Consider the following 1,751-nt stretch of genomic DNA (forward strand, 5'->3'; position numbering starts at 1 on the left):
TGTTGCAACCAAGTTCGAATGTCGCGCGCTCAGCAAAGTTGAAATGTCGCAAAGGGGCAATTCGCAGGGTAGGTCGCAGCAATTAGAAACGCGACAGTGACGCGCTTGCTGGCGCCTACGTGAGCACGCGATCGGGCGTAAGCTGGTCGGGGTTGCGCAGCCCGATCGGGGGCGGCTCAGCCAAGCTCCTCGGCTTTAGCTTCTGAGTGCCGGACTGGACGTCTACTCCGCAGCCAACAGCTCCGCCAATGCCTGTTCCCGCCGAGCGATGACGGCTGGATCGTTCATGAAATCCGTCCTGCGGCCCGGCTTGCGATCGCGCTTCACATAGCCATTGGCCTGGCTGCCATCAGGAATCCCGAACAGATGGTTGGTCTGTCCGGTCCGCCGAGGGCCGTGCTTGCTGCGCGTTAGCTCCCGACCAGCCTGCATCTCGGCCACCATTGAAAGAGCTTCATCCAGGCGCTTATTCTCGACAATCTTCGACCTGTGAACCGATCGCAACTTGTCGAAGGTTCTGTAGGGCAGGGACGTGCTGCCTTCCATGATCTCAAGCCGGCCATCGGGGTAGTCGCAGACGACTACCTTCTTGCCAGCCAGGCGCTTAGCGAAGGCGCTCGGATCGAGAATGAACAGCACCTTGTCATAGCGCAGTGTCAAAGCCTGAGACAGCGTGCGAACCTCCTTGCGGCACAGGGCGCCGTCCAGGTTCTCATGGTCAGCGAGCAGGCGGTGCATGTCCTTCGGATTGCGCGGCTCTTTGCCGAAGCGGGCATTAAAGTCTGCAGCAAACTCGCGTGCGTAGGCATTCGCTGCCTCGATCGTGCTGATGCCGCGCAGGCGCAATTCCTTCACGAGACGGTCTTGCAATGTTTGGTTGGCGCGTTCGACGCGACCCTTAGCCTGCGGGCTGTTGGCGCAGATGATGTCGATGTTCAATTCGTAGAGCGCTCGGCCGAACTGCGTCAGTCCGCTGGTGCGATCCTTCTTAGAACCATGCGTCGAGCGAAAGACACCATGCTTGTCGCTGTAGAACGAGATCGGCTTGCCCCATTCCTGCAAATACGCCTTCGTAGCTATCAGGTAGTCGAACGTGTTCTCGGAGCCGGCAAAGCGCAGGTGCAGCAGCTTGCCGGTGGCGTCATCGATGTAGACGAGCAGGGCGCACTTTGGCCCCCGGCTCTCAAACCACCAATGGTGCGATCCGTCGATCTGAACCAACTCGCCGAAGCAATCTCGCCTACCACGCGGTTGATGAATCTGGCGCTTGCGCTCACGTCGCGATGTCCAAATGCCGGCTTCGGTCATCCATTTGCGCAGCGTCTCTTTGCTGACCGCTATCTGGTGTCGCTCGAGCAGCTTCTCGCCGACAAGCGTCGGACCAAAGTCGACATAATGTTCGCGGATCAGCTCCAGGACAAAGTCACGAACGTTATCGATGATGCGATTGTTCGAACATCTGCCGCGCGCCTTGTGCCGGAGAGCTGCGGCACCGTCGTCTTGGAATGTCCTCAACAATCGTTGGGTCTGGCGGACCGTGAGCCCCAGGATCCTCGCGCCCGACGCAGTGGAGATGCGTCGTTCAATGACCTTCGACAAAACCTCGATACGCTTCAGCTCGCGTTCGCTCATCAGAACAAGTCCCAAGTTGCAATCTCCCGCACCGTCGAAGGCGGAGAGATTGGCAGCGCACAAGCAGGAGCGACATTCCTACTTTGCCAAACCCGGACATTTTAACTTAGCTCCTACAT

1 protein-coding gene is annotated in these 1,751 nt (G+C 58.7%); it reads right to left on the reverse strand.

What is annotated here, in order from left to right:
• Positions 1-222: 222 nt before the first annotated feature.
• The gene (locus tag CK227_RS36020) at positions 223-1,632 is read right to left on the reverse strand and encodes an ISNCY family transposase (protein ID WP_095776200.1); all 1,410 of its coding nucleotides are present in this window, start codon (positions 1,630-1,632) and stop codon (positions 223-225) included.
• Between the last annotated feature and the right edge of the window lie 119 nt (positions 1,633-1,751).

Source organism: Mesorhizobium sp. WSM4308, assembly GCF_002294905.1.
Taxonomy (GTDB): domain Bacteria; phylum Pseudomonadota; class Alphaproteobacteria; order Rhizobiales; family Rhizobiaceae; genus Mesorhizobium.